Origin of the sequence: Aeromonas sp. 601027, from assembly GCF_049174455.1 — a bacterium.
In the GTDB taxonomy this organism is placed as follows: Bacteria; Pseudomonadota; Gammaproteobacteria; order Enterobacterales; family Aeromonadaceae; genus Aeromonas; species Aeromonas veronii_A.
On record NZ_JAAKTN010000010.1, the window covers coordinates 102,027 to 127,960 of the forward strand.

A 25,934-nucleotide genomic window follows, 5' to 3' on the forward strand; every position below is an offset into this window, starting at 1 on the left:
ATGCACTTTGCCTCATTCAGTGACTTTTTGGCGATGGGCGGTTACGCCTTCTACGTCTGGCTCTCCTTCGGTCTGACCCTGCTCTGTCTGGTCGGTATCATCATTTCTACCCGCATGAAAACCCGTCGTCTGTTTAATGAGTTACGCAGCAAGCAGGCACGCGAGAGCCGTCGCAAGGCGGCCCGGCAGATGGAGAACACCCTATGAACCCGAGACGCAAAAAACGCCTCACCATCATTCTGGCCATCACCCTGGGCCTCGCCACCGTGAGCGGCCTAGTGCTTTACGCCCTCAGTCAGAATATCGACCTCTTCTATACCCCGAGCGAGCTGGTGGAAGGGAAGGGGCCGGACAAGATCAAACCGGAAGAGGGGCAGCGCCTGCGCATTGGTGGTCTGGTGGTCCCCGGCACTGTCAAGCGCGATCCGAACAGCCTCAAGGTTAGCTTCAACCTGATCGACAATGGTGGTCATCAGGTGATGGTGCAATTTGATGGCATCCTGCCGGATCTGTTCCGCGAGGGGCAGGGGATTGTGGCGCAAGGAACTCTCAAGGATGCCACCACGGTCGAAGCGTTCGAGGTACTGGCCAAACACGATGAAAACTACATGCCGCCAGAAGTGGCCGATGCCACCAGTGGCATGCACTTCAAACCTGAATACACCGATGCGCAGTTGAAGGGGAATAAGCCATGATCCCGGAATTAGGACAGTTTGCGCTGATCCTGGCCTTTGCCACCTCCCTGTTGCTGGGTAGCTATCCGCTGCTTGGCGCAAGTCGGGGGCGTCTTGGCATGATGTCGGCGGCTCGTCCGCTCGCCTATGCCCAGTTTTTGTTGCTGCTGCTGTCGTTTCTCTGCCTGACCTGGGCCTTTATCGATAACGACTTTACCGTGCAGTATGTGGCCACTAACTCCAACAGCCTGCTGCCGCTCGCCTATCGTATCTCGGCGGTGTGGGGGGCCCACGAAGGTTCCCTGCTGCTGTGGGTACTGACCCTAGGTGGCTGGACTGCGGCGGTAGCCATGTTCAGCCGCCGACTGCCGCTCGATGCGGTGGCGCGGGTGCTCGGCGTGTTGGGGCTGATCTCGGTCGGTTTCACCGCGTTCGTGCTGTTCACCTCTGATCCCTTCACCCGCACCTTGCCCTATTTTCCGGTCGATGGCCGTGACCTCAATCCGCTGCTGCAGGATCCGGGTCTGATCTTCCATCCGCCGATGCTCTACATGGGTTATGTAGGATTCTCGGTGGCATTTGCCTTCGCCATAGCCTCATTGATGACCGGTCGTCTTGATGCAACCTGGGCCCGCTGGTCGCGCCCCTGGACCATGGCGGCCTGGGTATTCCTGACCCTCGGCATAGTGCTGGGCTCCTGGTGGGCCTACTACGAGCTCGGTTGGGGCGGCTGGTGGTTCTGGGATCCGGTAGAAAATGCCTCCTTCATGCCCTGGTTGGCGGGTACCGCTCTGCTGCATTCGCTGGCGGTGAGCGAGAAGCGCGCCACCTTCAAGGCGTGGACCGTGCTGCTGGCCCTTTCGGCCTTCTCGCTGAGCCTGCTCGGTACCTTCCTAGTGCGCTCCGGCGTGCTGGTGTCGGTGCATGCGTTTGCCTCCGACCCGACCCGCGGCCTGTTTATTCTCGGCTTCCTGCTGGCGGTGATCGGTTCATCCTTGCTGCTGTTTGCCTTTAAAGGTTCGCAGGTGAAAAGCCACGGCAAGCATGAGCTGTGGAGTCGCGAAACCCTGCTGCTTTGCAACAACATCATGCTGGTGGCTGGCCTGCTGACTGTGCTGCTCGGCACCTTGCTGCCGCTGGTGCACAAGGAGCTGGGGCTGGGGAGCATCTCTATCGGTACTCCCTTCTTCAACCATATCTACAGTTGGCTGATCATTCCGTTTGCCCTGCTGCTGGGGGTTGGTCCGCTGTTTCGCTGGCGCCGCCAGGAGCTTGGCGAGCTCAAGGGCAAGGTGATTCTTGCGCTGGTGCTGAGCCTGGCAGCAGCCCTGCTGTTGCCGCTGATCTTTGCCGAAACCTTCAAGCCGTGGGCTGCGGTGGGGATTGGTCTGGGGGCCTGGGTCATCGTTACCAGCCTGCAGGAGACCTGGGTGCGCGCGACCCACAAGCACAGCTTTGCGGTCGGTGTGCGCAAGCTTGGCAACAGTCACTGGGCTATGATCCTTGGCCATGTGGGGCTGGCAGTCAGCATCATAGGTATCGCCTGCACCCAGAACTACAGCATCGAGAAGGATCTGCGGATGCAGGCGGGTGATCGGGTGCACTTTGCCGATTACGAGTTCGTTTTTGCCGGGATCAAAGAGAAGAACGGCCCCAACTACGATGGCTTCAAGGGCGTGCTGGAAGTGCACAAAAATGGCAAGCAGGTCGCCCTGCTCAAGCCCGAGAAGCGGATGTACACAGTGACCCGGATGCCGATGACCGAAGCGGCCATCGATGCCGGTTTCACGCGAGATCTTTATGCGGCCCTTGGCGAGCAGCTAGACAACAATGCCTGGGCAGTGAGGATCTACTACAAGCCGTTCGTGCGCTGGATCTGGTTCGGCGGCGTCTTTATGGCTATCGGTGGCGTGCTGGCGATGCTCGACAAGCGTTACCGTTTCGGCCGTCGTGAGGAGGAAGCCAAGGCATGAACAAAAAGGTCTGGTTGTATTTAATTCCCTTTATCGTTTTTTTGCTGGGGGCTGTGTTCCTGTTCAAGGGGCTCTACTCCGATCCCACCAAGCTCGAATCTGTGATGGTGGGCAAGGAGGTACCGGTGTTTACCCTGCAGGACATTTATGATCTGAACAAACAGCACGATCGCAGTATCCTGACCGGTCGCCCCATGCTGCTCAACGTTTGGGCCACCTGGTGCCCGACCTGCTACGGCGAGCACACCTACCTCAAACAGTTGGCAGGGCAGGGCATTCCCATCATCGGCATGAACTACAAGGATGAGCGCGACAAGGCGATCAAATGGCTGGCGGAGCTGGGCAACCCCTATCTGGTCAATCTCTATGATCCGGACGGCATGCTGGGACTGGATCTTGGGGTGTACGGCGCGCCGGAGACCTTCTTTATCGACAGCAAGGGGATCATCCGTTATCGCCACGTGGGGGATATCAATCCCGAGAACTGGGTGTCGACCCTCAAACCCATCTTTGATGCCATGAAGTGAGGGGCGTGCTGATGAGAGTATTTATTGCTTCCCTGCTGCTGTTGCTGGGATGGGTGGTACAAACGCCGGTCATGGCTGCTATCGATGTCTACACCTTCGACAACGACAATCAGGAGCAGGTCTTTCGCGAACTGACCAAAGAGCTGCGCTGCCCCAAGTGCCAGAACCAGGATATCGCCGATTCCAATGCGGGGCTGGCCAAGGACTTGCGTGACAAGACCTACCAGATGGTGCGCGAGGGTAAGGATAAAGAGGAGATCGTGGACTATATGGTTGCCCGCTATGGCAACTTTATCCTCTATAACCCGCCCCTGATGGCATCGACCCTGATCCTCTGGCTTGGCCCGCTGTTAGTGATCGTTATCGGCATCGGCGTGGTGGTGATACGTAGCCGACGCTCTGCGGCAACGTCAGAGCCTGTGGAAAGCACCCTGAGCGATGAAGAGCAGCGTCGCCTGGCCGAGCTGCTCAAAGAGGAAGAGAAACAATGACCGCCTTTTGGATTGTGATTGCGGCCCTGCTGGTGCTGGTGAGTCTGGCTCTGGTGTTACCGTTGTGGCGCAGTGAGGGAAACCAGAGCATCAGTCGCTCGGCGCTCAACAAACAGCTCTATCGTCAGCGCTTGCTAGAGATTGGCGAGGAGCGAGAGCAGGGTGTGCTTGCCGAGGAGCCCGAATCGCTGGTCGAGTTGCAGCGCAGCCTCTTGGATGATATTCCCGATGTGGAGCAGACAGCCCGCAGTGGCAAGAGTCTGAGCTGGATCCCAGGTGTGCTGGTGCTGGTGGTGGTGAGCCTGGGTATCTACTACAAGCTGGGTTCATGGCAGGAGGTGAGCCGCTGGCAGGATGCCAGCAACCGTCTTGGTGAGCTCAGCAACCGGATTCTTGTGGAGCGTGATGCCCAGGTAACCGAGCAGGATCTGCTCGACTTCACGCTGGCACTGCGTACCCGCCTAAAGGATGAACCGAACGACTACCGCGGCTGGTTGCTGCTCGGACGTTTGGCGCTGGATGGCAATGATCCCGAGATGGCCAACGATGCGCTGTCGCGTGCCTACAAGCTTGCTCCCCAGAAATCGCTGGTGGCGGTGCCCTATGCCCAAGCGCTGATGATGACGGGGGAGGAGGTGCAGGCCGATGCACTGCTGCGTGCAGCCATCGCGCAGGAGCCTGATAATATCGAGGCGCGCTCCGTCTATGCCTTTATGGCGCTGCAGAAAGAGGACTTCCAGACCGCGCTGTCTCGCTGGCAGGCGATGTTGCCCTTGATGGAAAAAGGCTCTCCCCGTTATGTGATGGTTGAGCGCTCCATGGAGTATGCCCGCACGCAGCTCAAGCAGCGTGGCATAGAGGTGACGAATTCAGGCGCAGCCAAAACGGGAACAGAGCAGGTAAAGCAGTCTGACGTTAATGAGGGAGAGTTCCCCATCCACATCACGCTGGCTGCGGGCATCCAGATGCCGGAAGATGCTCACCTCTTCGTCTTTGCCGTGGTGCCCAACGGACCACCCATGCCCATCGCGGTGAAACGTATCGCTGGGCCAACCCTGCCTGTCACCCTTTCACTGGGGGATGGTGACGCCATGATGGAGGGCAGCAAGCTGGAAGCGTATCCAGAACTGCAGTTCAAGGCGCGTCTCTCGCGTGGTGGCAATGTGATGAACAAGGAAGGAGCCTTCGAAGGGGTATCCGTGCCGGTCAAGACGGCCGAGATCCCTGCTGCTCCGATTGACATCCGCATCGATCACGCCCTCTAATATGCCTTTGGATAACCCGGCTCCTGGATAGGGGCCGGGTTATCTATACTTCTGATAAATCAAAATAAAACGTCAGGACAATCATATGTATCTTCGTTCAGGGGCCATACTGGCAGCCCTCTTGCTGGCTGGCTGTGCCGGTGGTCCACCCAAGCCTGGCCCAGAGAGTCTGGATCTCAATCCCGGCATGAATAATCCGGGCGCAACCAGTACGGCGGCCGATCCGCGCGATCCCTTCCAGGGGGCCAACCGGGCCATGTGGGCGGTCAACTATGATGTGCTGGAGCCCTATGTAGCACGTCCTGTGGTACATGCTTACGCTCGCTATATTCCGGTGGGGGTGAAGGATGGCATTGCCAACTTTGTTGCCAACTTTGATGAGCCAAGCAGCATGGTGAACCATCTGATCACCGGTGATTTGAAGGGGGCAGGGACCAACCTGGGGCGCTTTACCCTCAACACCACCGTCGGTCTGTTGGGTATCTTCGATGTGGCCAAACATGCCGGCCTCGAGCGCAACAAGCTGGAGATGGACACAGTGCTGGGCAGGGCCGATATCGGTAATGGTGCCTACATCATGGTGCCTGTTTACGGTCCGACCACCACTCGGGAGCTGGTTGGTGACACCATTGACACCATCTACTTCCCCTATGCCTTGCTGACTATCCCGTTAAGGGTTACCCATTGGGTTCTGGATGGCTTGGGCAATCGCGCCAAGCTGATCGATCAGGAGCGGATCATCGACAACTCCCTCGACCCCTATGCGCTGACCAAGGACTTCTACCTGCAATATAACCAGGGCAAGGTGACGGGCAAGCAGACCGAGCTGAAAGCGTCTCAGCAAGAGCAGGCCGACGATGCCAATCTGGATGAATACATGGACGAGCTGGACCAGTAAACTGGCTATCTCGATATGTAAAAGGCGCCTGCGGGCGCCTCTTTCATTTACGCAGCCATCTAGATATAAAAAAACGCCCCGCAGTGCGGGGCGTTTTGGCAAGCGAGGCTGATTAGGCAGCCAAGTTCTTGGCCACGAATTCCCAGTTAACCAGAGCCCAGAAGGTTTCCATGTACTTCGGACGCAGGTTGCGGAAGTCGATGTAGTAGGCGTGCTCCCACAGGTCAACGGTCAGCAGCGGGGTGGTACCGGCTTCAGTCAGCGGGCAGCCAGCGTTGGAGGTGTTGACGATAGCCAGAGAGCCGTCAGCTTTTTTCACCAGCCAAGTCCAGCTGGAACCGAAGTTGCCGATGGCTGATTTGGTGAAGGCATCTTTGAACTCGGCGAAGGAGCCGAATGCCTTGTTGATAGCATCAGCCAGGGCGCCAGTCGGCTCGCCACCGCCATTCGGGGAGAGGCAGTGCCAGTAGAAGGTGTGGTTCCAGATCTGGGCGGCGTTGTTGAAGATGCCGCCGTTGGAGGTCTTGATGATCTCTTCCAGAGACTTGCCTTCAAACTCGGTACCCGGCACCAGATTGTTCAGGTTGACCACGTAGGTGTTGTGGTGCTTGCCGTGGTGATATTCCAGAGTTTCCTGGGAGATGTGCGGTTCCAGAGCGTTGATTGCATAGGGCAGAGCGGGAAGTTCGAATGCCATTTTCTACTCTCCATTGGCTGGACCGTGCGAAGGCGACGGTTGCAAGACATTGCGTACTCTTTTCTATATGTGAAAAGAGTTGTTTTTAAAATGATGGGGCTGGGTAGCCCAAAGCCAAGGGATTGTAGCAGTATCAAAGATGGCCTAACAACTCTTGATTGGCGCCATGATCGCGATCAATCCTGTGTGGGTTCTTTGCACAATTCGAGCCGGGTCACCCCTTTGTCAGTTTGTGCTCGGGCAAGATTGCAGTAGAATGGCCGCCGAAATCGCTCTAGTGAGGCACCTATGGAAACTATTGAAAAGATTAAGCAGCAGCTGGCTGACAACCCCATCATCATCTACATGAAGGGCTCCCCCAAGCTACCCAGCTGTGGCTTCTCTGCCCAGGCCTCCCAGGCTCTGATGTCCTGCGGCGAGCCGTTTGCCTACGTTGATATCCTGCAGAATCCGGATATCCGCGCCGAATTGCCAAAATTCGCCAACTGGCCGACCTTCCCGCAACTGTGGGTTGAAGGTGAGCTGATCGGTGGCTGTGACATCATGATCGAGATGTTCCAGGCTGGCGAGTTGCAGGCTCTGATCAAAGAGACTGCTGCCAAGTACAAGAAAGATGATGCAGCAGCCGAGTAATCGGTCCTGTGTTGTCGATAGGGAGCCACATCGGCTCCTTTTTTATTATCCCGGTTCTGGCAGGTAAGCAACTGATTGCCGGTTGCAAAAAGCAACGCGTTCGCCCTGAAAAATCTAATCTTTGCCGCTTTGTTTTGGAGTTGTTAATCATATTGATTTTCCAATCTGCGATTACTTTTTTTAATCATTTTGGATTCAAGTGTTGCTGCCATCACATTTTTTGATAATTTCACCGTAACGCAGTCTCTTTGTAGATTTTTTTGTGTTTATACTCACATTAATTGCAAGTGATAGAACCTAGTATCGCTTCGCCCAGTGAAATAAAACCCTACAAATTAATAAATAAAAAGAGATTTGCGATGAAGATGTATCGCAATCTGCCCATTGGTCTTCATGATATTACCGAAGCCAAAAAAAGACTGACCAACCATATATACAAGACCGCGCAATTACCCTCTAACTACATCAGTGAACGTTGCCATGGCGAGGTTTACCTCAAGCTTGAAAACATGCAACGTACAGGCTCTTTTAAAATTCGCGGTGCCTTCAACAAACTCAGTTCATTAAGTCTGGAGGATCGTCAAAAAGGTGTTGTCGCCTGCTCTGCCGGTAATCACGCGCAGGGGGTATCTTTGTCCAGTGCCATGCTGGGAATTGATGCCAAGGTGGTCATGCCTTGCTGCGCACCCAAATCAAAAATTGCTGCAACCAGTGACTATTCAGCCAAAGTGATCCTCCATGGAAATAGCTTCAATGACACCATTGCCAAAGTCAGCGAAATCGTGGAGATGGAAGGCCGCGTATTTATCCCCCCCTTCGACGATGCAAAAGTGATTGCCGGCCAGGGCACCATTGGTCTGGAAATTATCGAAGATTTGTATGATGTCGATAACATCATAGTGCCGATCGGTGGCGGTGGTTTGATTGCCGGTGTTGCCATGGCTATCAAATCTATTAATCCGACCATCAAGGTGATTGGTGTGCAATCCGAGAATGTGCACGGTATGGCGGCCTCTTTCTATGCCGGTACCATGACCAATCACAGAACCAGCAGCACGCTGGCCGATGGCTGTGATGTGGCAAGACCCGGTTCACTGACCTTCGAAATCGTCAAACAATTGGTGGATGATATTGTACTGGTCACCGAGGATGATATTCGTCATAGCATGATTGACCTTATTCAGCGCAACAAGGTGATTACCGAAGGGGCGGGAGCTCTGGCCTCGGCAGCGCTGCTAAGCGGCAAACTGAAACATTATGTCGAAGGCAAAAAGACCGTCAGCATTATTTCGGGTGGCAATATTGACCTGACCCGAATCGCCGAAATTATCGAACAGAACAATATCCGTCAATTTAGCCTGTAAGGAATACAGTCATGATATTGGATAGTGTCGTTAGCAGCAGTAAAGAGAGTGTTAAAGCATGGCGTAAGTCGGATACAACCTGGGGACTCGGTCTATTTGGTACAGCGATCGGTGCAGGTGTTCTATTTTTCCCCATTCGAGCCGGATATGGTGGCCTGATCCCAATATTAATCATGTTGGTGCTGGCTTATCCTATAGCATTTTATTGCCACAGGGCGTTGGCAAGATTATGTCTTTCTGGCAGCAATCCATCGGCAAATATTACCGAGACCGTTGAAGAGCATTTTGGCAAAATGGGCGGGGTGGTAATTACCTTCCTCTATTTCTTTGCCATCTGCCCACTGCTTTGGATATATGGTGTAACAATCACCAATACCTTCATGGCATTCTGGGAGCATCAACTGCAAATGGCGCCGCTCAATCGGGGTGTTGTCGCCCTTGGGCTGCTGCTGTTGATGGCCTTCGTGATCTATTTCGGCAAGGATCTGATGGTTCGCGTGATGAGCTATCTGGTATTTCCTTTCATCGCCAGCCTGGTGGTTATCTCTCTCTCCCTCGTCCCTTACTGGAACAGTGCCGTTTTTGATCAGGTCAACCTGAGTGAAATATCCATGTTCGGTCACGACGGTATTCTGGTCACCGTCTGGTTGGGGATCTCCATCATGGTCTTCTCCTTCAACTTCTCGCCGATTGTCTCCTCTTTCATCGTCTCCAAACGGGAAGAGTATGAGCAGGAGTTCGGTCGTGATTTTACCGAGAAGCGCTGCTCGAAGATTATCTCCGGTGCCAGCATGCTGATGGTGGCCGTGGTGATGTTCTTTGCCTTCAGCTGCCTCTTTACCCTGTCGCCGCAAAATATGGCGGAAGCCAAGGCCCAGAATATTCCGGTGCTCTCCTATCTGGCCAACCACTTCTCCTCGCTGGCTGGTAGCAAGTCTGCATTTGCCACCACCCTGGAGTATGCCGCGTCCATCATTGCGCTGGTTGCCATCTTCAAATCCTTCTTCGGCCACTATCTGGGGACGCTGGAAGGGTTGAACGGCCTCATCCTCCGCTTTGGCTACCAGGGCGACAAGAGCAAGGTTTCCAGTAAAAAACTCAACATGGTCAGTATGTTGTTTATCATGGGCTCGACCTGGCTGGTCGCTTATGTGAACCCCAACATCCTCGACCTGATTGAGGCAATGGGGGCGCCGATCATCGCGTCACTGCTCTGTCTGCTGCCGATGTATGCCGTCAACAAAACACCTGCGCTGGCCAAATATAAAGGCCAGGCCAGCAACCTGTTTGTCACCATCATCGGTGTGCTGACCATCCTGAATATTGTTTCCAAGCTGTTCTGAAAACCTTTTCTGTAAGTCATCAGCCATTCAGACCCTGACCCCTTGGCAGGGTCTGCATGGCGCAGTTAGAAGCGCGCAATAACCGGTTCTTGGTTGGCCCAATTATTTGGGCCCAGGGCAAGGCTATGCGTTATTTGGCCACCACAAACAGTGGTAAATATGTTCTGACTGCAGTGACTCGACATCATAAATATCGAGGCGATGTAATGAAGTTTGATTCGTTGGTTCTGGTTATCAATTGTGGCTCTTCGTCGGTCAAATTCTCGGTACTGGATAGTAAAACCTGCGAGGTGGTGATCTCCGGCATGGCCGATGGTATCGAGACCGAACATCCCCAGCTGAAAATTGATAAAAACCCGGCCACCCCCTTGCCGGAAAACAACCATAGCTGCGCACTGGCGGTGATTGCAGAAGAGCTGAAACTGCGCGGTTTACTCGATGCCATCACCCTGGTGGGCCATCGCATTGCCCATGGCGGCAATGAGTTCAGCGAAGCGGCCATCATTGACGAGCGGGTACTGGCCAAAATCAGGCAAGTCTCGCCACTGGCCCCGCTGCACAACCACGCCAATTTGAGCGGCGTGATGGCCGCCCGCCAGCTATTTCCCGACCAGCCCCAGATTGCGGTATTTGATACCGGCTTTCACCAGACCCTGAAGCCGGAAGCCTATATCTATGCGCTGCCTTACCAATACCTGCAGGATTACGGCGTGCGCCGCTATGGCTTCCATGGCACCTCCCATCGCTATGTGGCCGAGCAGGCCTGCGTATTCATGGGGCTGGATGAGCAGCATGCCGGTCTGGTCATCGCCCATCTGGGCAATGGCGCCTCTATTTGTGCGGTCCAAGATGGCAAGAGCGTCGATACCTCGATGGGGATGACGCCGCTGGAGGGGCTGATCATGGGCAGCCGCAGCGGTGATATCGATTTTGGCGCGCTGGCCTATATCGCCAGCAAGACGGGGCAATCCATCGAGGATATCGAGCGGGTATTGAACAAGCAGTCCGGCCTGCTGGGTATTTCGGGGCTCTCCTCCGATATGCGGGTATTGGAAGCTGCCTATCACGAAGGACATCCCGGGGCAAAATTGGCCATTCACGCTTTTGTCCATCGTATTGCCCGCCATATCGGCGGCCATGCCACCTCATTGCGCCGGCTGGATGCCGTTATTTTCACCGGCGGGATCGGCGAGAACTCGGCCTTTATCAGAAAGCTGGTATGCGAACGACTTCAGGTATTTGGCGTAGCGATCAGCGAGCCGTTTAACCAGCGTCCCAATAGCGAGGGCTGCCGGGTTATTTCGGCGGCAGAGTCTATGGTACTGGCAGCAGTTATTCCCACCAATGAAGAGAAAATGATCGCGCTGGATGCCATTCGTCTGGGGCAGCAGGTTCGTCAGGCCGAGTGCGTCTGACATCTTCCACTGTAGTGTCATGAGTAGTGAATGAGGTTTATTTGATGAAAGTTGATATGCAATTGGAGCAGGATAAATTCCGTCAGGCATGGCAAGGGTTTGCCGGTGAAAGCTGGAAGCACGAGATCAACGTCCGTGATTTTATCCAGCAGAACTACACCCCCTATGAAGGTGACGAACAGTTTTTAGCAGATGCGACCGAAGCAACCACCACCTTGTGGAACAAGGTGATGGAGGGGGTCCGCATCGAGAATGCCACCCACGCGCCGGTCGATTTTGATACCAATATTGCCACGACCATCACCGCCCACGGGCCGGGCTATATCGAGCAGGGGCTGGAAAAAATCGTTGGCCTGCAAACCGACAAACCCCTTAAAAGAGCGCTGCACCCGTTTGGCGGCGTAAATATGATCAGAAGCTCTTTTGAAGCATATGGCCGGGAGATGGATCCCGAATTTGAATATACCTTCAGCGAATTGCGCAAAACCCATAATCAGGGAGTGTTCGACGTCTACTCTCCCGAGATGTTGCGCTGCCGAAAGTCAGGGGTATTGACCGGTTTGCCGGATGGTTACGGTCGTGGTCGCATTATCGGAGATTATCGTCGGGTAGCGCTCTATGGCATAGATTATCTAATCCGTGAGCGGGAGCTGCAGTTTGCCGATCTGCAACCGGCTCTCGAGCGGGGAGAGCAGCTGGAGCAGGTGATCCGCCAGCGCGAGGAGCTGGCCGAGCACAAGCGGGCACTGGTGCAGATCAAGCAGATGGCGGCCAACTACGGCTTTGACATCTCCGGGCCGGCACGCACTGCCCAGCAGGCGGTGCAGTGGCTCTACTTTGCCTATCTGGCGGCGGTGAAGTCGCAAAACGGTGGCGCCATGTCCCTCGGTCGTACCGCCACCTTCCTCGATATCTATATCGAGCGGGATCTGAAGGCGGGGCTCATCAGCGAGCAGGATGCCCAGGAGCTGGTCGATCACTTCATCATGAAGATCCGCATGGTACGCTTCCTGCGTACCCCCGAGTTTGACTCCCTCTTCTCCGGCGATCCAATCTGGGCGACCGAGGTGATCGGCGGCATGGGGCTGGATGGTCGCACCCTGGTGACCAAGAACTCCTTCCGCTACCTCCACACCCTCAAGACCATGGGGCCGGCGCCCGAGCCCAACCTAACCATCCTTTGGGCGGAAGGGCTGCCGCGGGCCTTCAAGACCTATGCTGCCCGCGTCTCCATCGATACCTCATCCCTGCAGTATGAGAACGATGATCTGATGCGCACCGACTTCGAGAGCGATGACTACGCCATCGCCTGCTGCGTGAGCCCCATGGTGATCGGCAAGCAGATGCAGTTCTTCGGTGCCCGCGCCAACCTGGCCAAGACCCTGCTCTATTGCATCAACGGCGGGGTGGACGAGAAGCTGAAGATCCAGGTCGGCCCGAAAGTGGCGCCCATCATGGACGAGGTGCTGGATTACGCCACCGTCATGGCCAGCCTCGACAGCTTTATGGACTGGCTGGCGGTGCAGTACATCAGTGCGCTCAACCTTATCCACTACATGCACGACAAGTACAGCTACGAGGCTTCACTGATGGCGCTGCACGATCGCGACGTCTATCGCACCATGGCCTGCGGCATTGCCGGTCTGTCGGTGGCGGTCGATTCGCTGGCGGCCATCAAGTACGCCAGGGTCAAGCCGGTGCGCGATGCTGACGGGTTGGCGGTCGATTTTGTGATTGAGGGGGAGTATCCCCAGTACGGCAACAATGACGAGCGGGCCGACTCTATCGCCTGCGATCTGGTCGAGCGTTTCATGAAGAAGATCCAGGCGCTACCGACCTACCGCAATGCGGTGCCGACCCAGTCGATCCTGACCATCACCTCCAACGTGGTCTATGGCCAGAAGACCGGCAATACCCCGGATGGCCGCCGTGCCGGTGCCCCGTTTGCACCGGGGGCCAACCCGATGCACGGTCGGGATCGCAAGGGGGCGGTCGCTTCGCTCGCTTCGGTGGCCAAGCTGCCGTTCAAATATGCCAAGGACGGGATCTCCTACACCTTCTCCATCGTGCCGGGGGCGCTCGGCAAGGAACCCGCCAATCGCGAAAACAATCTGGTGGGGTTGATGGATGGCTACTTCCACCATGAGCGGGATGTAGAAGGGGGTCAGCACCTCAATGTCAACGTGATGAATCGCGAGATGCTGCTGGATGCCATCGACAATCCGGACAAGTACCCCAGCCTGACCATCCGGGTCTCCGGTTATGCGGTGCGCTTCAACGCCCTGACTCGCGAGCAGCAGCAGGACGTCATCTCCAGAACCTTCACCAACATGATGTAACTCTGATGCCCGGGGTGAGCAGGCTTGCTCCGGGCCTACTTTTTGTTTGTCAGCACGAGGAAGTAACAGATGCGACAGGTTATCACTACCAAAGCGGCGCCGGGCGCCATCGGCCCCTATGTGCAAGCCACCCGGATTGGCAACATCCTCTACACCTCCGGCCAGATCCCGCTGGACCCGGTGAGCGGTGACATTGCAGAGGGTATCGAAGCGCAAACCCTGCGCTCCCTGCAAAACGTCAAGGCGATTGTCGAGGCGGCAGGCGGCGAGGTGCGAAACATCTTCAAGACCACGGTGTTTGTCTCGGATCTGAACGACTTTGCTGCGGTCAACCGGGTCTACAACGACTTCTTCACCCGGCACGATGCCATGTATCCGGCTCGCTCCTGCGTAGAAGTGGCTCGGTTACCGAAGGATGTGAAGATCGAGATAGAGGCGATTGCTGCGCTGGAGTCCTGACGCGGCGATCCTTATCAATAAAAAGAGCGGCAGCTCGAGGGCTGCCGCTCTTTTTTCATCGAACCCGCCGTGCGCGATAAGGGCGCAAGGAGCAGGTCATTCTGGATCAGGCGATCCGTTCGATACGAGCCATGTAGAAGCCGTCGAAGCCGGTCTCGGACGGGCTCACGGTGTGATCGTCACGCAGACGGAAGTTTTCGTTGGCGGCGAGGAACTTGTCCACCTGCTGGCGGTTCTCCTCGGGCAGGATGGAGCAGGTTGCATAAACCAGCAGACCACCCACTTTCACCATCTGGCTGTAACGCTGCAGGATCTCTTCTTGCAGCGCGACCAGCACCGGCAGACGCTCGGCGGTATCACGCCACTTGGCATCCGGATTGCGCTTGAGTACGCCAAGACCGGAGCAGGGCACGTCCAGCAGTACACGGTCGGCGCTCTCTTTGAGGCGCTTGACGGTCTTGCTGCTGGTGATGACCCGGGTCTCCACGTTGTGGGCACCGGCGCGACGAGCGCGTTGCTTGAGGTTCTCCAGCTTCCACTCTTCCACATCCATTGCCAGCAAACGGCCTTTGCCCTGCATCATGGCGGCGATATGCAGGGTCTTGCCACCGGCACCTGCGCAGGCGTCGATGACGCGCATGCCTGGGGTAACCTCCAGAGCCGCTGCAACCAGCTGGGAGCCTGCGTCCTGCTGTTCGAAGCAACCATCGGCAAAGGCCTTGGTACGGAACAGGGCGGCGTCGGAGGTGACCTGCAGGGCAGTCTCCACACCTTCAACTGGAATGGTGGTGACCTGCTCTTTGGCCAGCATGGCTTGCAGCTCATCACGGGTGCACTTGAGGGTGTTGACCCGCAGGTAGCGCTTGGGCATCCAGGCCAGCGCTGCACGCTCGGCAGGCCAGGCTTCACCCAGCTGCTCGCTGCCCAGTTTCTCCAGCCAGCTCGGGCAACCATCCATCAATACCGGGTTCTTCTTCGCCTCGGTCAGACGGCGGCGGAATGCTTCTTCATTGAAGCGATCCAGGGTCGGGTGGTTGGGCTGGGCAATTTTGTGGAATGCGTGCCAGCTGTGCAGCAGTGGCCAGACATTCTTTTCGGCCTGACGCACCTGAATACCGGTGAGGAAACAATAGAGGCTGAGACGGCGCAGCAGGTCGCCGGTGACCAGGGCAATCCTTGCCTGTTCTTGCGGTTTGAGTTCGATGCCGGAGAAGTGACGGGCATAGGCGCGGTCGAGGGTAAGACCCTGACCGAGCACATCGTCAACAATGGCAACGACCAGATCCCCGAAACGGGGCAACAGTGGGGATTTGAGCATGAGATTAACCTTGGCCAGATAAAGATGAACTGCACCTTTGTGAAGAGGAGCAGTTCTAAAATTGACAAATCCGCGCAATGATAGGGGTTAGACGGGGTTGGCGCAACACTCCCACTCGGGAATGGTGGAAAGGGTTGCTTCAGCTTTGTATTGATGTGGCCGAATAAAAATAAAGTACAGGCCGCAATTCAGGCGATTGCATTAATACAAGGACTAAAAACAATGCATGTGACGAAATACTCTAGGGTGGCCTTGCTGGTTGCCAGCATGCTGGGCTCAACCAGCCTGATGGCCAGCGAGTGGAGCACGGTAGCCGCCAGAGCGACTGCGGAGCAAGGTTATGAGGTGCGGGCCAATCAGTTTCGAGTGGCCAAGGTGCCGCTCGACTATTTTGCCGGACTGCAAGCCGGGGTGAGTGAGCTGACCCTGCCGCTGCCCGATGGGGGGGAGGTCACCTTTGCTCTGGAAGCCTACGACTTGCTGCCTGCAGATCTTGCCGCCAAGTATCCGCAGATCCGCACCTTCAAGGGGTACAACCCGGCGCATCCGATAGAGACGGGGCGCTTCGATCTGGGGCCACAGGGTTTCCATGCCATGTTCAGCCATCAGGGCAAGATTGTGTTTGTCGATCCGCTGCGCAATGCCGAAGGGTATGCCGTCTATTACCAGCAGGATGCCCATAGTCGCCTGGAGGATGAGGCGGACAAGGTGCTTGGCCATGATGCCGACAGGGCGTTGCAGCAAAGGGTGCAGGTGGATGGTAATGTGCGTAAGCGCTACACCATCGCCATTTCGGCGACGGGGGAATATACCCGATACCACGGAGGCTCCAGGGTACTGACCATGGCGGCCATCACAACCCTGCTCAACCGGGTGAATCAGGTCTATCAACAGGATGTGGGGGCAGAGTTTGTATTGGCCAGTGGCAATGACAACCTGGTCTTTACCGATCCGGCCGGTGATCCCTTTGATAACACCAATGCGGATGCTGATCTGAACGTAGATGTGCAGGCTCAGGCGTTTGCTGCCGGGGATGTGGGGGCATTTGATATCGGCCATGTCCTCAATACTGGAGGCGGTGGTTTGGCGAGTTTGGGGGTGTTATGTGTTGATACCCTGCCACCCTATTACGCCTATGGCGCCAAGTCATCTGGCATGACGGGTTCAAAAGAACCAGTCGGTGATGCTTTCTTTATAGACTATGTGGCCCATGAAATTGGCCACCAGTTTGGTGCCGAGCATACCTTCAACGGCACGACCGGCAATTGTGGTGCGGGTAACCGTGCTGAGGAGCAAGCTTGGGAGCCGGGCAGTGGCAGCTCCATCATGGCCTATGCCGGCATCTGCGGTGAGGAGAATATCCAGCCACACAGCGATCCCTATTTCCATAGCAAGTCCATCGAGCAGATGCGAGCTCATATGGCGAGCGTATCGACCTGCGGAACCACGCTCGAGTTGAGCAATAATGCTCCGCAGGTTGCGGCCGGCAACGATTATGTGATCCCGGCCAATACGCCCTTTGCCCTGAAGGGGGCGGGGGCGGATCTGGATGGTAACCCTCTGCTCTTCAACTGGGAGCAGATCGACAAAGGCACCGAATCGAGCAGCGTCGCTACCATGGTTGACGATGGCTCCCGGCCGCTGTTTCGTTTTGTCTCTCCCACGGCATCGCCGGAGCGGATCCTGCCGAGTTTGCCATCCCTGCTCTCCGGCACGCTTGCCAAAGGAGAGGCCTGGCCGACCACCAACCGGGATCTCAATTTCAGACTGACGGTGCGAGATGGTCAGGGTGGCGTTGCCAGCGATGACATGAAGGTGCAGGTGGTCAATACCGGCACAGCATTTCGCATCACCAGCCCAATTTCCGGGGTCACCCTCACGCCCGGGGGGAGTCAGTCACTGACATGGGACGTGGCTGGCACCACGTTGCCACCCATCAGTTGCAGCAAGGTGGATATATCTGTAACCCAGGACGAGGGTGCTAGCTGGGCACTCCTCGTCTCCAGCCAGCCCAACAGCGGCTCTGCCACAGTGACCCTGCCGGGCAACCTCACCAGCAGTGTCAGGCTGAAAGTGGCTTGCAGCGACAACATCTTCTTTGCCATCAGTCCCCTCAAATTGCCTCTGGTGCAAGGTGGCTCTAATTCAGGTGGCGGTGGTGGTGGCGGGGTGCTCGGATTGTGGACGCTAGCACTGGCGCTGCTTGGCTGGCAACGGAGGCGCACATGAGGGGAATCCCCCTGTTGCTGCTTGCCATGCTCGGCGGTTGTCGGGTCGATGCCAGCACCCTGGAGCAGGAGCTGAGTGCAAACCTTGCCAGGCAGGATTACCGCCTCATCGTGATCGCGGGGCGGGGAGAGTTCGCCCCCGGTATTGCAGCCGAGCAGCAGGCAGAGGCCAAGGCGCGCTGTGGCAAGCGTTATCTGGATGGATTGGGCGATGTGATAAGGCCCGGCCAGCACGAAACGCATGCCAAACTGAGTGCCTACGCCAGCGAGTTTAACCGGCGCATGGTGATTCATTGCCCGATAGCATCGGGCGCGGATAAGCAGTAATACGCCAACGAACCAATCCAAATGGGGGGATATTCAGCCCCCTATCTATCCGTGAAGACGCCAATGGCGCCTTCACTTTTTTCCGTTGTTGAATGGGGTCAGTCTGTATCGCCTGAGATGGGGAGCGTGGGTGTAGCACGATGTCTCAGCGTGACAGAAGTTTTGTGCGAATTTTCTTTTCTGTCTGTCACGCAGATCGTCAATTGACGCTGCACCATACTTGTTGTCACCAAGGTAGGGCAAGGAGGCTCTATGAAGCATGGCATTGCGGTGATTATCACCAGTTTGTCTGTTCAGGTTGCAGCAGAACCACAGTGGACCTTCATGGATGAAAACTTGGAAAGGGGAGGGGTCTATGATGTGCGAGCTGAAAAGGTCAGAGTGGTGGTTCCTGACAAGCCTTTTGAGCCCGGGCATCTCGCCAGTGTGTTGACTTTGCCACTGCCGGATGGCACTACGGTGCAGTTTGATGTTCATCCCAATGCCTTGCTCCCGGAGCCTTTGGCCCAGCGCTACCCTTCTATCAATACTTACAGTGGGAAGGCTATCGATCGGGCGGCGGATACAGGCCGATTTGATGTCACCATACATGGTTTTCACGGTATGTTTACCCATCAGGGGCGTACCTTTTATGTCGATCCGCTTCAGAATGGTTTCTCCTATGCCGTTTATGAACAGCAAGATGCCTGGCGGCGACAGGATGTGGATCAGGTGATTGATCCTCATGGTATCGAGCGTGAGCGAGCTGTGCTGGTCGATGGCAATTTGCGCAAGCGCTATACCATCGCCATCTCGGCAACCGGAGAATATACCCAGTATCATGGTGGTACCAAGGTTGCTGCACTCTCTGCGATTGCAACACTGCTTAATCGGGTCAATGAAGTCTATCGCCGTGATGTGGGGGCCGAGTTTCAGCTTGCAGCCGATACAGACAAGGTGATTTTCACTGATCCGGCGATGGATCCTTTCACCAACTCGACTCAGGATATTGCCATCAATCAGGTCCAACAGGATTTGCTGTTGAATCCATCCTTTGATTTGGGCCATCTGCTGGCGACATCAGGCGGCGGGGTGGCGACCCTGAGATCCCTCTGTAACCCGTTTAGCCGTTCACGGGGCATGACCGGAGGGTCACAGCCTATCGGCGATGCATTCTTTATTGATTATGTGGCTCACGAATTGGGGCACCAGCTGGGGGCCGAGCACTCCTTCAATGGCATGGCCGACAGTTGTGCCACGGGTCGCAAGGCTAGCTCAGCCTGGGAGCCGGGCAGTGGCTCGACCATCATGGCCTATGCCGGGATCTGTGGTGAGGAGAATCTGCAGGTTAACAGCGCACCTTTCTTGCACAGCAAGTCGATCGAGCAGATGCGTACCTTGATGGCCTATTTACCCTCCTGCGGCACCGACCTGGCACTTGCCAATAATGCGCCGGTCGTGGATGCGGGTGTTGATCGCGTGATCCCGGCCAATACCCCTTTCACCCTTGGCGGCAGCGCGCTGGATCTGGATGGAGATGCCTTGAGTTACACCTGGGAGCAAGTGGATCTGGGCAACGCATCCAGCAGTTTGGCCACCATGGTGGATGATGGGTCACGCCCGCTGTTTCGCTTTGTCTCGCCAACTTCGGATCCCCGCCGAACCTTGCCTGCCATGAGCTCGCTGATCACGGGTGTGCTGGCCAAAGGGGAGGCGTGGCCAGCGACCAATCGTAACCTTCAGTTTCGCCTTACGGTGCGCGATGGTCAGGGGGCGGTCAGCAGTGATGAGATGGTGGTGCAGGTGATCAATACCGGCGCGGCATTTGCCATCACAGCCCCGCAGATTGGCGCCATGGTGGCGGGTAGCACTCAGCTAGTGACATGGAATGTTGCCGGGACCGATCAGCCTCCTATCAACTGTCCCAGCGTGGATTTGGCACTGACACAGAATGGCGGTTCTAGCTGGACTACGCTGGCAAGCGGGCTTGTCAATAACGGTTCGGCCAGTGTGGTGTTGCCTGCACCGTTGATCAGCACGGCTAGGCTGAAGCTGGCATGCAGCAATAATATTTTTTTCTCTATCAATGGGATAAGAGGTAATGCGTCGGCCACTACGGAAAGTGCAACTGTCATTACCGACAACAATACGGGTGGCGGCGGCGGCGGTGGTGGTGCGGTGAGTATCATTGTGATCATCCTGATGGGAGGTGCAGCCGGATGGCGCAGGTATTACGGTTAGCCGTCAGTTTGCTGTTTCTGCATATCTGCGCAGCGCCTGTTGTGGCCGCATCACTGACCGAGGCAATAGATGAGAGTCTTGCTGCTCAGGATTATCGGCTCATCGTGCGCGGCGGGCGTGGCGGCATGGCCCCGGGGGTTGTGGAGTCATTGCAAGCAGAAGCGAGAACCCGGTGCGGAGTCCGTTATCTGAAAGGGTTCGGCGATGTGATTGAGATGGGCAAGGAGGCGGAGTTTGAGCAGCGGATTGACTATGCCACCCGATATAACCGACAGATGCTGGAAAGGTGCATGCCGGAGGCGATTCAGAGGTAATAGTTTGCAGGTAAACACAGCGGGGAGGCAGTTGCCTCCCCGCTGTGTTATGGCTTGTCACTGACAGATGAGCGGAGCACAATGCCTGCGTCACTCTCTTGATGGTCGTGGAACCATTATTTATTTGAAGGAAAATCAAGATGATGGATGTTGCTGATCTGCGCCGTGAATACTCCCGTGGCGGGCTGCACCGGGCCGATCTGCCGGCCGAGCCGCTGGCGCTGTTCGAGAAGTGGTTGGCGCAGGCTTGTGAGGCCAAACTGACCGATCCCACCGCCATGGTGGTAGCGACCGTCGATGCCGATGGTCAGCCGTGGCAGCGTACCGTGCTGCTCAAGCACTACGACGCCCAGGGGATGGTCTTTTACACCAACATGGGCAGCCGCAAGGCGCAGCAGCTGGAAGGCAATCCCCGTATCAGCCTGCTCTTCCCCTGGCACACTCTGGACAGGCAGGTTCACGTGACCGGCCGGGTGGAGAAGATGAGCACCTTCGAGGTGATGAAGTATTTCCACAGCCGTCCCAAGGATAGCCAGATCGCTGCCTGGGTCTCCAAACAGTCGACCCGCATCTCGGCCCGCGGCGTGCTGGAGGCCAAGTTCCTCGAGCTCAAGCAGAAGTTTGCCAATGGCGAAGTGCCGCTGCCGAGCTTCTGGGGCGGATTCCGGGTGGTGATCGAGACGGTGGAGTTCTGGCAGGGGGGCGAGCACCGGCTGCACGACCGCTTCTACTACACCCGCGACGGGGATGGCTGGCATATCGAGCGTCTGGCTCCCTGAGCGCGCTATTCGAATCTGTTTTCACAAGGAGTGTGTATGCGTCTGTATGGTGATCTGCGTTCCGGCAACTGCTACAAGGTGTGGCTGCTGGCCCGCTGGCTGGATCTGCCCCTTGAGTGGGTAGAGGTGGATATTCAGGCGGGGGATACCCGTACCCCCGCATTTCTGGCCATGAATCCCAACGGCAAGATCCCGGTGCTGGAGATTGGCCAAGGCGACATGCTGGCGGAATCCAACGCCATCCTCTTCTATCTGGGGCAAGGCAGTGCCTTGTGGCCAACCGATCCTCGCCAGCAGGCCGAGGTGCTCAAATGGATGTTCTTTGAGCTGTACAGCCATGAGCCATACATCGCGGTGGCCCGCTTTATCGTTCACTATCTCGGCCGACCCGAGTCGCAGGAGGCGCGGCTCGACGGGCTGAAAGCCGGTGGCGAGAAGGCGCTGGCGGTAATGGAGCAGCAGCTGAAACAGAGCCCCTACCTGTGCGGTGATGCGCCGACCATCGCCGATATCGCCCTTTATGCCTACACCCACGTGGCAGAGGAGGGGATCTTCTCCCTGCAGGGGTGGCCCGCTATCCGTAGCTGGATCGCCCGTATCGAAGCCCATCCCCGCCATCTGACGCTGCCAGCGGCCTGTCAGGCCAGTTGATGGAATTGCTGATCGAGGCCAGTCTGTGGCAACCGCAGTGGGCTGCGCTGTTGCCGCACTGGCAGCAGCAGGGTCATCGCTGGCAGCTGCTGCTGGGCAAAGAGGCGGCCGCCGCCCTCGGTCAAACCGATGCACCCTGGGCGAGCAGCCCTCCAGACGGGGTGCTCTGCCCGGGAGCCCTGCTGGCTGCCTGGCTCGATGGGGAGCTGCTGGCGGATTTTCATGTTGATCCCAGCCGCCGGGTTCTGATCAGTGCCTCTACCTCCCTATTGACCCTCGCCAGGGAGCAGGGACTGCTCACCCTTGGCCCTGTGGGGGCCGATCTGCTGCTCCCCCCCGAGGCCGATTTGGGCGCCGTGCTTAATCGCCTGCTGGCGCGCCGCGTGACGGTGCCAACCCTGGCTGAGGGGCATTCGCTATCAGGTGTCGTATTGCGACCACTGCAGGCCGACGATGAGCGCGAGATAGTGCGCTACTGCAGCGACGAGGCGCTGGCGCGCTACACCCTCAATATTCCTCACCCCTATCCGCCCGAGGGGGCCCGCGACTGGCTGGCGCTCAGCTGGCGCAAGGCGGCGCTTGGCCTTGGCTGGAGCTGGGCCATCACCTTGCCAGAGGAGCAAGGTGCGGCGTTGCTTGGGGTGATCTCCCTGCACTGGAATGGCGAGCTCGCCTGGTGGGTGGGCGTGCCCTGGCAAAATCGCGGTCTGGCGACCCGGGCCGCCAGCTTGGTCAAGGGGTTCGCCTTTGACCAACTGCAACTGCCTGCGCTGACGGCTCGCCATATGCCAGACAATTTAGCCTCCGGCCGGGTGATGGCAAAAGTGGGGATGCACTATCGCGGGCGGCGCCATATCAGCGGTCGCCAGTCGTGTGAGGTGAGCTACTGGCGGCTGGATCGCCCCCTCTCCTTGCCAGCCCCTTTACTTGATGAGATTGATCATTGGCTGGCGGATGAGCGGATCGCCGTAGTGATCCTGTGTGATCCCGCAACGACCAATCGGCAGAGTGCCAACGGAAAGCAGGCTATCTCGCTCTTTGTGGATGAGAGGGGCGCGGGGGAGGAGTCCTGCTCTATTCGCTGCCCGCCGCATCTTGAGAGGTCTCTGGAGCTGCACTGTTACCCCGTCGAACTGCTGGAGCAGGCCGAACCGGAGCAGTTGTCCCATCTTGGCGGCGTCTTGCTGAAAGACAGGGATGAACAGGGGCTGGCGTGGTTGCTGCAACTGGCCGCGCTGCAGCGTCAAGGGCCCGAGCGGCTTAGCCGTGAGGAGCGCGCATCACGGCTCCACTGGTTCAACCAATTGATGGCGCAGGCGCTGGGTGGCAACTGTGACTCGTCGCAGATACGCTATCAGCAGTTACGGCTGCTAGTGGAGTTGCCGGAGCTGGTCGATGAGCTGGATGGTTGTTGGCATCAAACGCCCGAACTGACTTTTGAGCGGTTGGCGCGGGAGGCTCCCGCCCTTTGGCTGGCCTACCGCGAGGCGATGAACAGGGTCACCCCGGCGACGCTAACCGCCTTGCAGCAGCAGTTTGCAGCTCGTTTTCCTGAGTGCACCCTCCCATTTTTGGACAAAGGTACTCAGAGTGACCAGCCGTTATGTGGAATAATGCCTGCTCTGCTGTACGAGGAGTAATACCTGATGTTGAGAACCGAGCGCCCCGGTGACATGCTGCCGGTCTATGAGCTGCTGAGTGCCGCCTTCGGTCGTTCCGATGAGGCCGAACTGGTCAACCGCCTGCGCGAATGTGGTGCTGCCGTGGTGACCATGGTCGAAGAGGAAGAGTACGAGTTCATGGGGCACCTGATGCTAAGCCCGATCACCATTAACGGCATGGAAGGGCCTTGGCTCGGTCTGGCGCCGGTCGCGGTTCATCCCGACTGGCAAGGCCAGGGGATTGGCTCGGATCTTATCCGTGAAGGGCTTGATACGGCGCTCGAGATGGACTGGAAAGGGGTGGTTGTACTCGGGGATCCGGCCTATTACAGCCGTTTCGGTTTCCGCCCGGCCAGCGAGTTTGGCCTGCACTGCATCTATGAGGTGCCTGCCGACTGCTTTATGGCGATGGAGCTGCAGGAGCGCGGTTTTGCGGGTGTGCAGGGTGAGGTGCTCTATCACCCCCTGTTTGATGAACTCCCCGACGAGCTGCCGGACGCGCAGGCAGAAGTGTCCCATTTATAGCGAGACGTCGCAGCGACAAGCCATAACGAAAAAGCCCTCATCGAGGGCTTTTTCATCTTGTATTGGTCCCTGCCGGGCTTATTCGAGCAAATTGGCTCAGGCAATGATGTCGAGCTGGGTGCCCTTGCGATTATCTTCGCCCACCATGTCACCCATCTGCTGGGCGAGCGGGCTCTGCTGGAATTGCATGTAGTCGCTCAGATTCTGCTGGCGCTGGTAGCGATTGGCCGCCTGATAGAGTTCCGCTGTGCTCGGGCCCGACTTGCTGTCGCTCTCCTGACCGCTGGCCTCCAGGTAGCGCTCCACCACGGCCTTATCTTGCTGGTTGGCCGTATAAGAGACCGCCAGAGTTCTGCGAGCCGTTGCTTTCTCTTCGCTCTGCGCCTGCACTTCATCCTTCTTGGCCAGTGCTTCGTTACGGGCCTGACTGACCTGCTCGGGTGTGACAGTCGGAGAGGAGGGGTATTTGCCGTAATCGGGCAGCGGCATGGGTCGGGAGGTGATTTGCATGGTGGCGCTTCTCTTTTGAACAGGGACGGACGCATGATACTCATCGATCTTAGTTCAATAAATCACCACTTGTCGGTTCATCAAGAGTGGGTTCAGTTTCGCGCATCGATTGTTAATTGAACCGTATCTGAGTGACAAAAAAGGCGCCATAAGGCGCCTTTTTGTCGTTCAGTCATCGCTGGATCAGTTGAAGAACCAGTACCCGCGGTTGACGAGACGGGTCAGCAGTTGCAGGAAACCGGCCTGATCGGCCAGCTCCACCATATCGGCTTGAGTGATGATGTCTTTGTCACACAACAGCGAAATGGCGGCCGCGTCTTCGCTCTGCAGGGTCCAGGCTTCGCCGTCGATGAAGCACTGCTGGCTTTCGCCGCTAAACCAGACGGTGCGCAGACCCGGCACCTTGATGGCTGGCTCGCCCTGGGTCAGCAGGTCGGCCACTTCCTCGGCGCTGTAGTCCGGCTCCACCGGATTGACGTCCAGATCGTGCTTGGCCTCGGAGATCATGGTGCCGAACCACTCCTTGAACAGAGTCTCGTCATCGAGGGCCTGCTGCATCAGCTCGCGCAGACGGTGCAGCTCGTGGGGCTGGATCTCGCCGTGACGGGCGCGGGGCTTGAGATCTGCATCGCCGTAACGCTCGGTACGCACCTCGTTGTCGATCAGGTGATCGGCAAAGGAGGAGATAAGCGCCTTGGCATCCGGCGCGCGGAAGCCCACCGAGAAGTTCATGGAGGGCTCGATGGCGTAGCCTTCGTGGGGGAATCCGGGCGGAATGTAGAGAATGTCACCCGGCTCCATGATGACGTCGATGATCGCCTCGAACGGCTCGCAGTGCAGCAGGGCGGCGTGGGCGGCAAACTCGTTGAGCGGCTTGGCATCGCCAACCCGCCAGTGGCGTTTGCCCAGACCCTGGGTGATAAACACATCGTAATTGTCGATGTGGGGGCCGACACCCGCATGGGGGGTGGAGAAGCTCACCATCACATCGTCAAAGCGCCAGCCCGGAATGAACTGGAACGGCACCGCCAGCTCGTTCACCTCGGGAGCCCAGTGGTTGCAAGCCTGTACCAGAATGGTCCAGTTCTCTTCGCCCAGATGGTCGTAGGATTCGAAGGGGCCGTGGGCAGCATCCCACTTGCCGTCGAAACGGGTGACGAGGCGGGACTCTACCACCTCTTCCATGGCCAGACCCGCCAGCTCGTCCGGGCTGATGGGATCCTGAAAGTCCTTGAAGCCACCCTTGATAAGGAGCGGGCGCTTCTGCCAGTAGTGCTCAAGGAAGTGAGCGATATCCAGATTGAGTTCGTACATGCTGTTTCT

At 57.2% G+C, this 25,934-nt stretch carries 25 protein-coding genes and 1 pseudogene; 21 read left to right on the forward strand and 5 right to left on the reverse strand.

Annotated elements, in window-relative coordinates; translation table 11 throughout:
• The 7 genes from ccmD (at position 1) to G5193_RS14100 (ending at position 5,828) form a co-directional block, all read left to right on the forward strand.
• Complete coding sequence (gene ccmD, locus G5193_RS14070; RefSeq protein WP_216951795.1) at positions 1-207, forward strand: heme exporter protein CcmD; 207 nt, start codon at positions 1-3, stop codon at positions 205-207.
• Positions 204-695 carry a cytochrome c maturation protein CcmE gene (ccmE, locus tag G5193_RS14075; protein ID WP_005344003.1) on the forward strand — a complete coding sequence of 164 codons (492 nt, stop codon included), beginning with the start codon at positions 204-206 and terminating at the stop codon, positions 693-695. The genes ccmD and ccmE overlap by 4 nt, the downstream gene beginning before the upstream one ends.
• Positions 692-2,647: a heme lyase CcmF/NrfE family subunit gene (locus G5193_RS14080; protein WP_216951794.1), complete on the forward strand. Its 1,956-nt coding sequence runs from the start codon at positions 692-694 to the stop codon at positions 2,645-2,647. Before ccmE ends, G5193_RS14080 begins: the two co-directional genes overlap by 4 nt.
• Positions 2,644-3,174, forward strand: a complete 531-nt coding sequence (locus G5193_RS14085; protein WP_421206222.1) for a DsbE family thiol:disulfide interchange protein — start codon at positions 2,644-2,646, stop codon at positions 3,172-3,174. The genes G5193_RS14080 and G5193_RS14085 overlap by 4 nt, the downstream gene beginning before the upstream one ends.
• An 11-nt stretch (positions 3,175-3,185) precedes the next feature.
• The gene (locus G5193_RS14090) at positions 3,186-3,665 is read left to right on the forward strand and encodes a cytochrome c-type biogenesis protein (protein ID WP_227341076.1); all 480 of its coding nucleotides are present in this window, start codon (positions 3,186-3,188) and stop codon (positions 3,663-3,665) included.
• Entirely contained in the window at positions 3,662-4,930 is a 1,269-nt protein-coding gene (gene ccmI, locus G5193_RS14095; protein WP_421206223.1) for a c-type cytochrome biogenesis protein CcmI, read from the forward strand. Before G5193_RS14090 ends, ccmI begins: the two co-directional genes overlap by 4 nt.
• A gap of 85 nt (positions 4,931-5,015) precedes the next feature.
• Positions 5,016-5,828: an MlaA family lipoprotein gene (locus G5193_RS14100; RefSeq protein ID WP_021229893.1), complete on the forward strand. Its 813-nt coding sequence runs from the start codon at positions 5,016-5,018 to the stop codon at positions 5,826-5,828.
• A 112-nt stretch (positions 5,829-5,940) separates the two neighbouring features.
• Here the strand turns inward: G5193_RS14100 and sodB are convergent, their stop codons facing one another.
• Positions 5,941-6,525: a superoxide dismutase [Fe] gene (gene sodB / locus G5193_RS14105; RefSeq protein ID WP_005334664.1), complete on the reverse strand. Its 585-nt coding sequence runs from the start codon at positions 6,523-6,525 to the stop codon at positions 5,941-5,943.
• Between the two features lie 288 nt (positions 6,526-6,813).
• On the opposite strand from sodB, the gene G5193_RS14110 reads away from it, so the two are divergent.
• The 6 genes from G5193_RS14110 (at position 6,814) to G5193_RS14135 (ending at position 14,078) form a co-directional block, all read left to right on the forward strand.
• Complete coding sequence (locus G5193_RS14110; RefSeq protein ID WP_005353650.1) at positions 6,814-7,158, forward strand: Grx4 family monothiol glutaredoxin; 345 nt, start codon at positions 6,814-6,816, stop codon at positions 7,156-7,158.
• 359 nt (positions 7,159-7,517) lie between these two features.
• Positions 7,518-8,522 carry a bifunctional threonine ammonia-lyase/L-serine ammonia-lyase TdcB gene (gene tdcB, locus G5193_RS14115; protein WP_421206224.1) on the forward strand — a complete coding sequence of 335 codons (1,005 nt, stop codon included), beginning with the start codon at positions 7,518-7,520 and terminating at the stop codon, positions 8,520-8,522.
• 11 nt (positions 8,523-8,533) lie between these two features.
• On the forward strand, positions 8,534-9,865 hold the full coding sequence (gene tdcC, locus G5193_RS14120) for a threonine/serine transporter TdcC (RefSeq protein ID WP_323062481.1): 1,332 nt from the start codon (positions 8,534-8,536) through the stop codon (positions 9,863-9,865).
• Between the two features lie 206 nt (positions 9,866-10,071).
• Positions 10,072-11,280, forward strand: a complete 1,209-nt coding sequence (gene tdcD / locus G5193_RS14125) for a propionate kinase (protein ID WP_421206225.1) — start codon at positions 10,072-10,074, stop codon at positions 11,278-11,280.
• 44 nt (positions 11,281-11,324) lie between these two features.
• Positions 11,325-13,619, forward strand: a complete 2,295-nt coding sequence (pflB, locus tag G5193_RS14130; protein WP_421206226.1) for a formate C-acetyltransferase — start codon at positions 11,325-11,327, stop codon at positions 13,617-13,619.
• A gap of 69 nt (positions 13,620-13,688) precedes the next feature.
• Entirely contained in the window at positions 13,689-14,078 is a 390-nt protein-coding gene (locus G5193_RS14135; RefSeq protein ID WP_421206227.1) for a RidA family protein, read from the forward strand.
• Between the two features lie 106 nt (positions 14,079-14,184).
• Here G5193_RS14135 and G5193_RS14140 read toward each other — a convergent pair whose 3' ends face one another.
• Entirely contained in the window at positions 14,185-15,396 is a 1,212-nt protein-coding gene (locus G5193_RS14140; RefSeq protein WP_111900853.1) for an RsmB/NOP family class I SAM-dependent RNA methyltransferase, read from the reverse strand.
• 222 nt (positions 15,397-15,618) lie between these two features.
• On the opposite strand from G5193_RS14140, the gene G5193_RS14145 reads away from it, so the two are divergent.
• From G5193_RS14145 to G5193_RS14175, 7 genes and pseudogenes are all read left to right on the forward strand, one after another.
• Positions 15,619-17,625, forward strand: coding sequence for a reprolysin-like metallopeptidase (locus G5193_RS14145; RefSeq protein WP_421206228.1), 2,007 nt, complete (start codon positions 15,619-15,621; stop codon positions 17,623-17,625).
• Entirely contained in the window at positions 17,622-17,951 is a 330-nt protein-coding gene (locus G5193_RS14150) for a hypothetical protein (RefSeq protein ID WP_227341068.1), read from the forward strand. Before G5193_RS14145 ends, G5193_RS14150 begins: the two co-directional genes overlap by 4 nt.
• A gap of 252 nt (positions 17,952-18,203) precedes the next feature.
• Positions 18,204-20,171, forward strand: coding sequence for a reprolysin-like metallopeptidase (locus G5193_RS14155; RefSeq protein ID WP_421206229.1), 1,968 nt, complete (start codon positions 18,204-18,206; stop codon positions 20,169-20,171).
• The gene (locus G5193_RS14160; RefSeq protein WP_227341066.1) at positions 20,150-20,485 is read left to right on the forward strand and encodes a hypothetical protein; all 336 of its coding nucleotides are present in this window, start codon (positions 20,150-20,152) and stop codon (positions 20,483-20,485) included. Before G5193_RS14155 ends, G5193_RS14160 begins: the two co-directional genes overlap by 22 nt.
• A gap of 140 nt (positions 20,486-20,625) precedes the next feature.
• Entirely contained in the window at positions 20,626-21,264 is a 639-nt protein-coding gene (gene pdxH, locus G5193_RS14165) for a pyridoxamine 5'-phosphate oxidase (RefSeq protein ID WP_005353629.1), read from the forward strand.
• A gap of 36 nt (positions 21,265-21,300) precedes the next feature.
• The gene (locus G5193_RS14170; RefSeq protein WP_421206230.1) at positions 21,301-21,915 is read left to right on the forward strand and encodes a glutathione S-transferase family protein; all 615 of its coding nucleotides are present in this window, start codon (positions 21,301-21,303) and stop codon (positions 21,913-21,915) included.
• Positions 21,915-22,739 (forward strand): annotated as a pseudogene (locus G5193_RS14175) (GNAT family N-acetyltransferase); the annotation flags it as partial. The gene G5193_RS14170 and the pseudogene G5193_RS14175, both read left to right, overlap by 1 nt.
• 456 nt (positions 22,740-23,195) lie before the next feature.
• On the opposite strand, the gene G5193_RS14180 reads toward G5193_RS14175, so the two are convergent.
• Positions 23,196-23,276, reverse strand: a complete 81-nt coding sequence (locus G5193_RS14180; protein ID WP_368150394.1) for a polyketide synthase docking domain-containing protein — start codon at positions 23,274-23,276, stop codon at positions 23,196-23,198.
• Between the two features lie 285 nt (positions 23,277-23,561).
• On the opposite strand from G5193_RS14180, the gene G5193_RS14185 reads away from it, so the two are divergent.
• The gene (locus G5193_RS14185) at positions 23,562-24,101 is read left to right on the forward strand and encodes a GNAT family N-acetyltransferase (RefSeq protein ID WP_005344037.1); all 540 of its coding nucleotides are present in this window, start codon (positions 23,562-23,564) and stop codon (positions 24,099-24,101) included.
• A 96-nt stretch (positions 24,102-24,197) separates the two neighbouring features.
• On the opposite strand, the gene G5193_RS14190 is transcribed toward G5193_RS14185, so the two are convergent.
• Positions 24,198-24,611: a hypothetical protein gene (locus G5193_RS14190; protein ID WP_266134046.1), complete on the reverse strand. Its 414-nt coding sequence runs from the start codon at positions 24,609-24,611 to the stop codon at positions 24,198-24,200.
• A 183-nt stretch (positions 24,612-24,794) separates the two neighbouring features.
• Positions 24,795-25,925, reverse strand: coding sequence for a cupin domain-containing protein (locus G5193_RS14195; protein WP_005353621.1), 1,131 nt, complete (start codon positions 25,923-25,925; stop codon positions 24,795-24,797).
• Positions 25,926-25,934 lie beyond the last annotated feature (9 nt).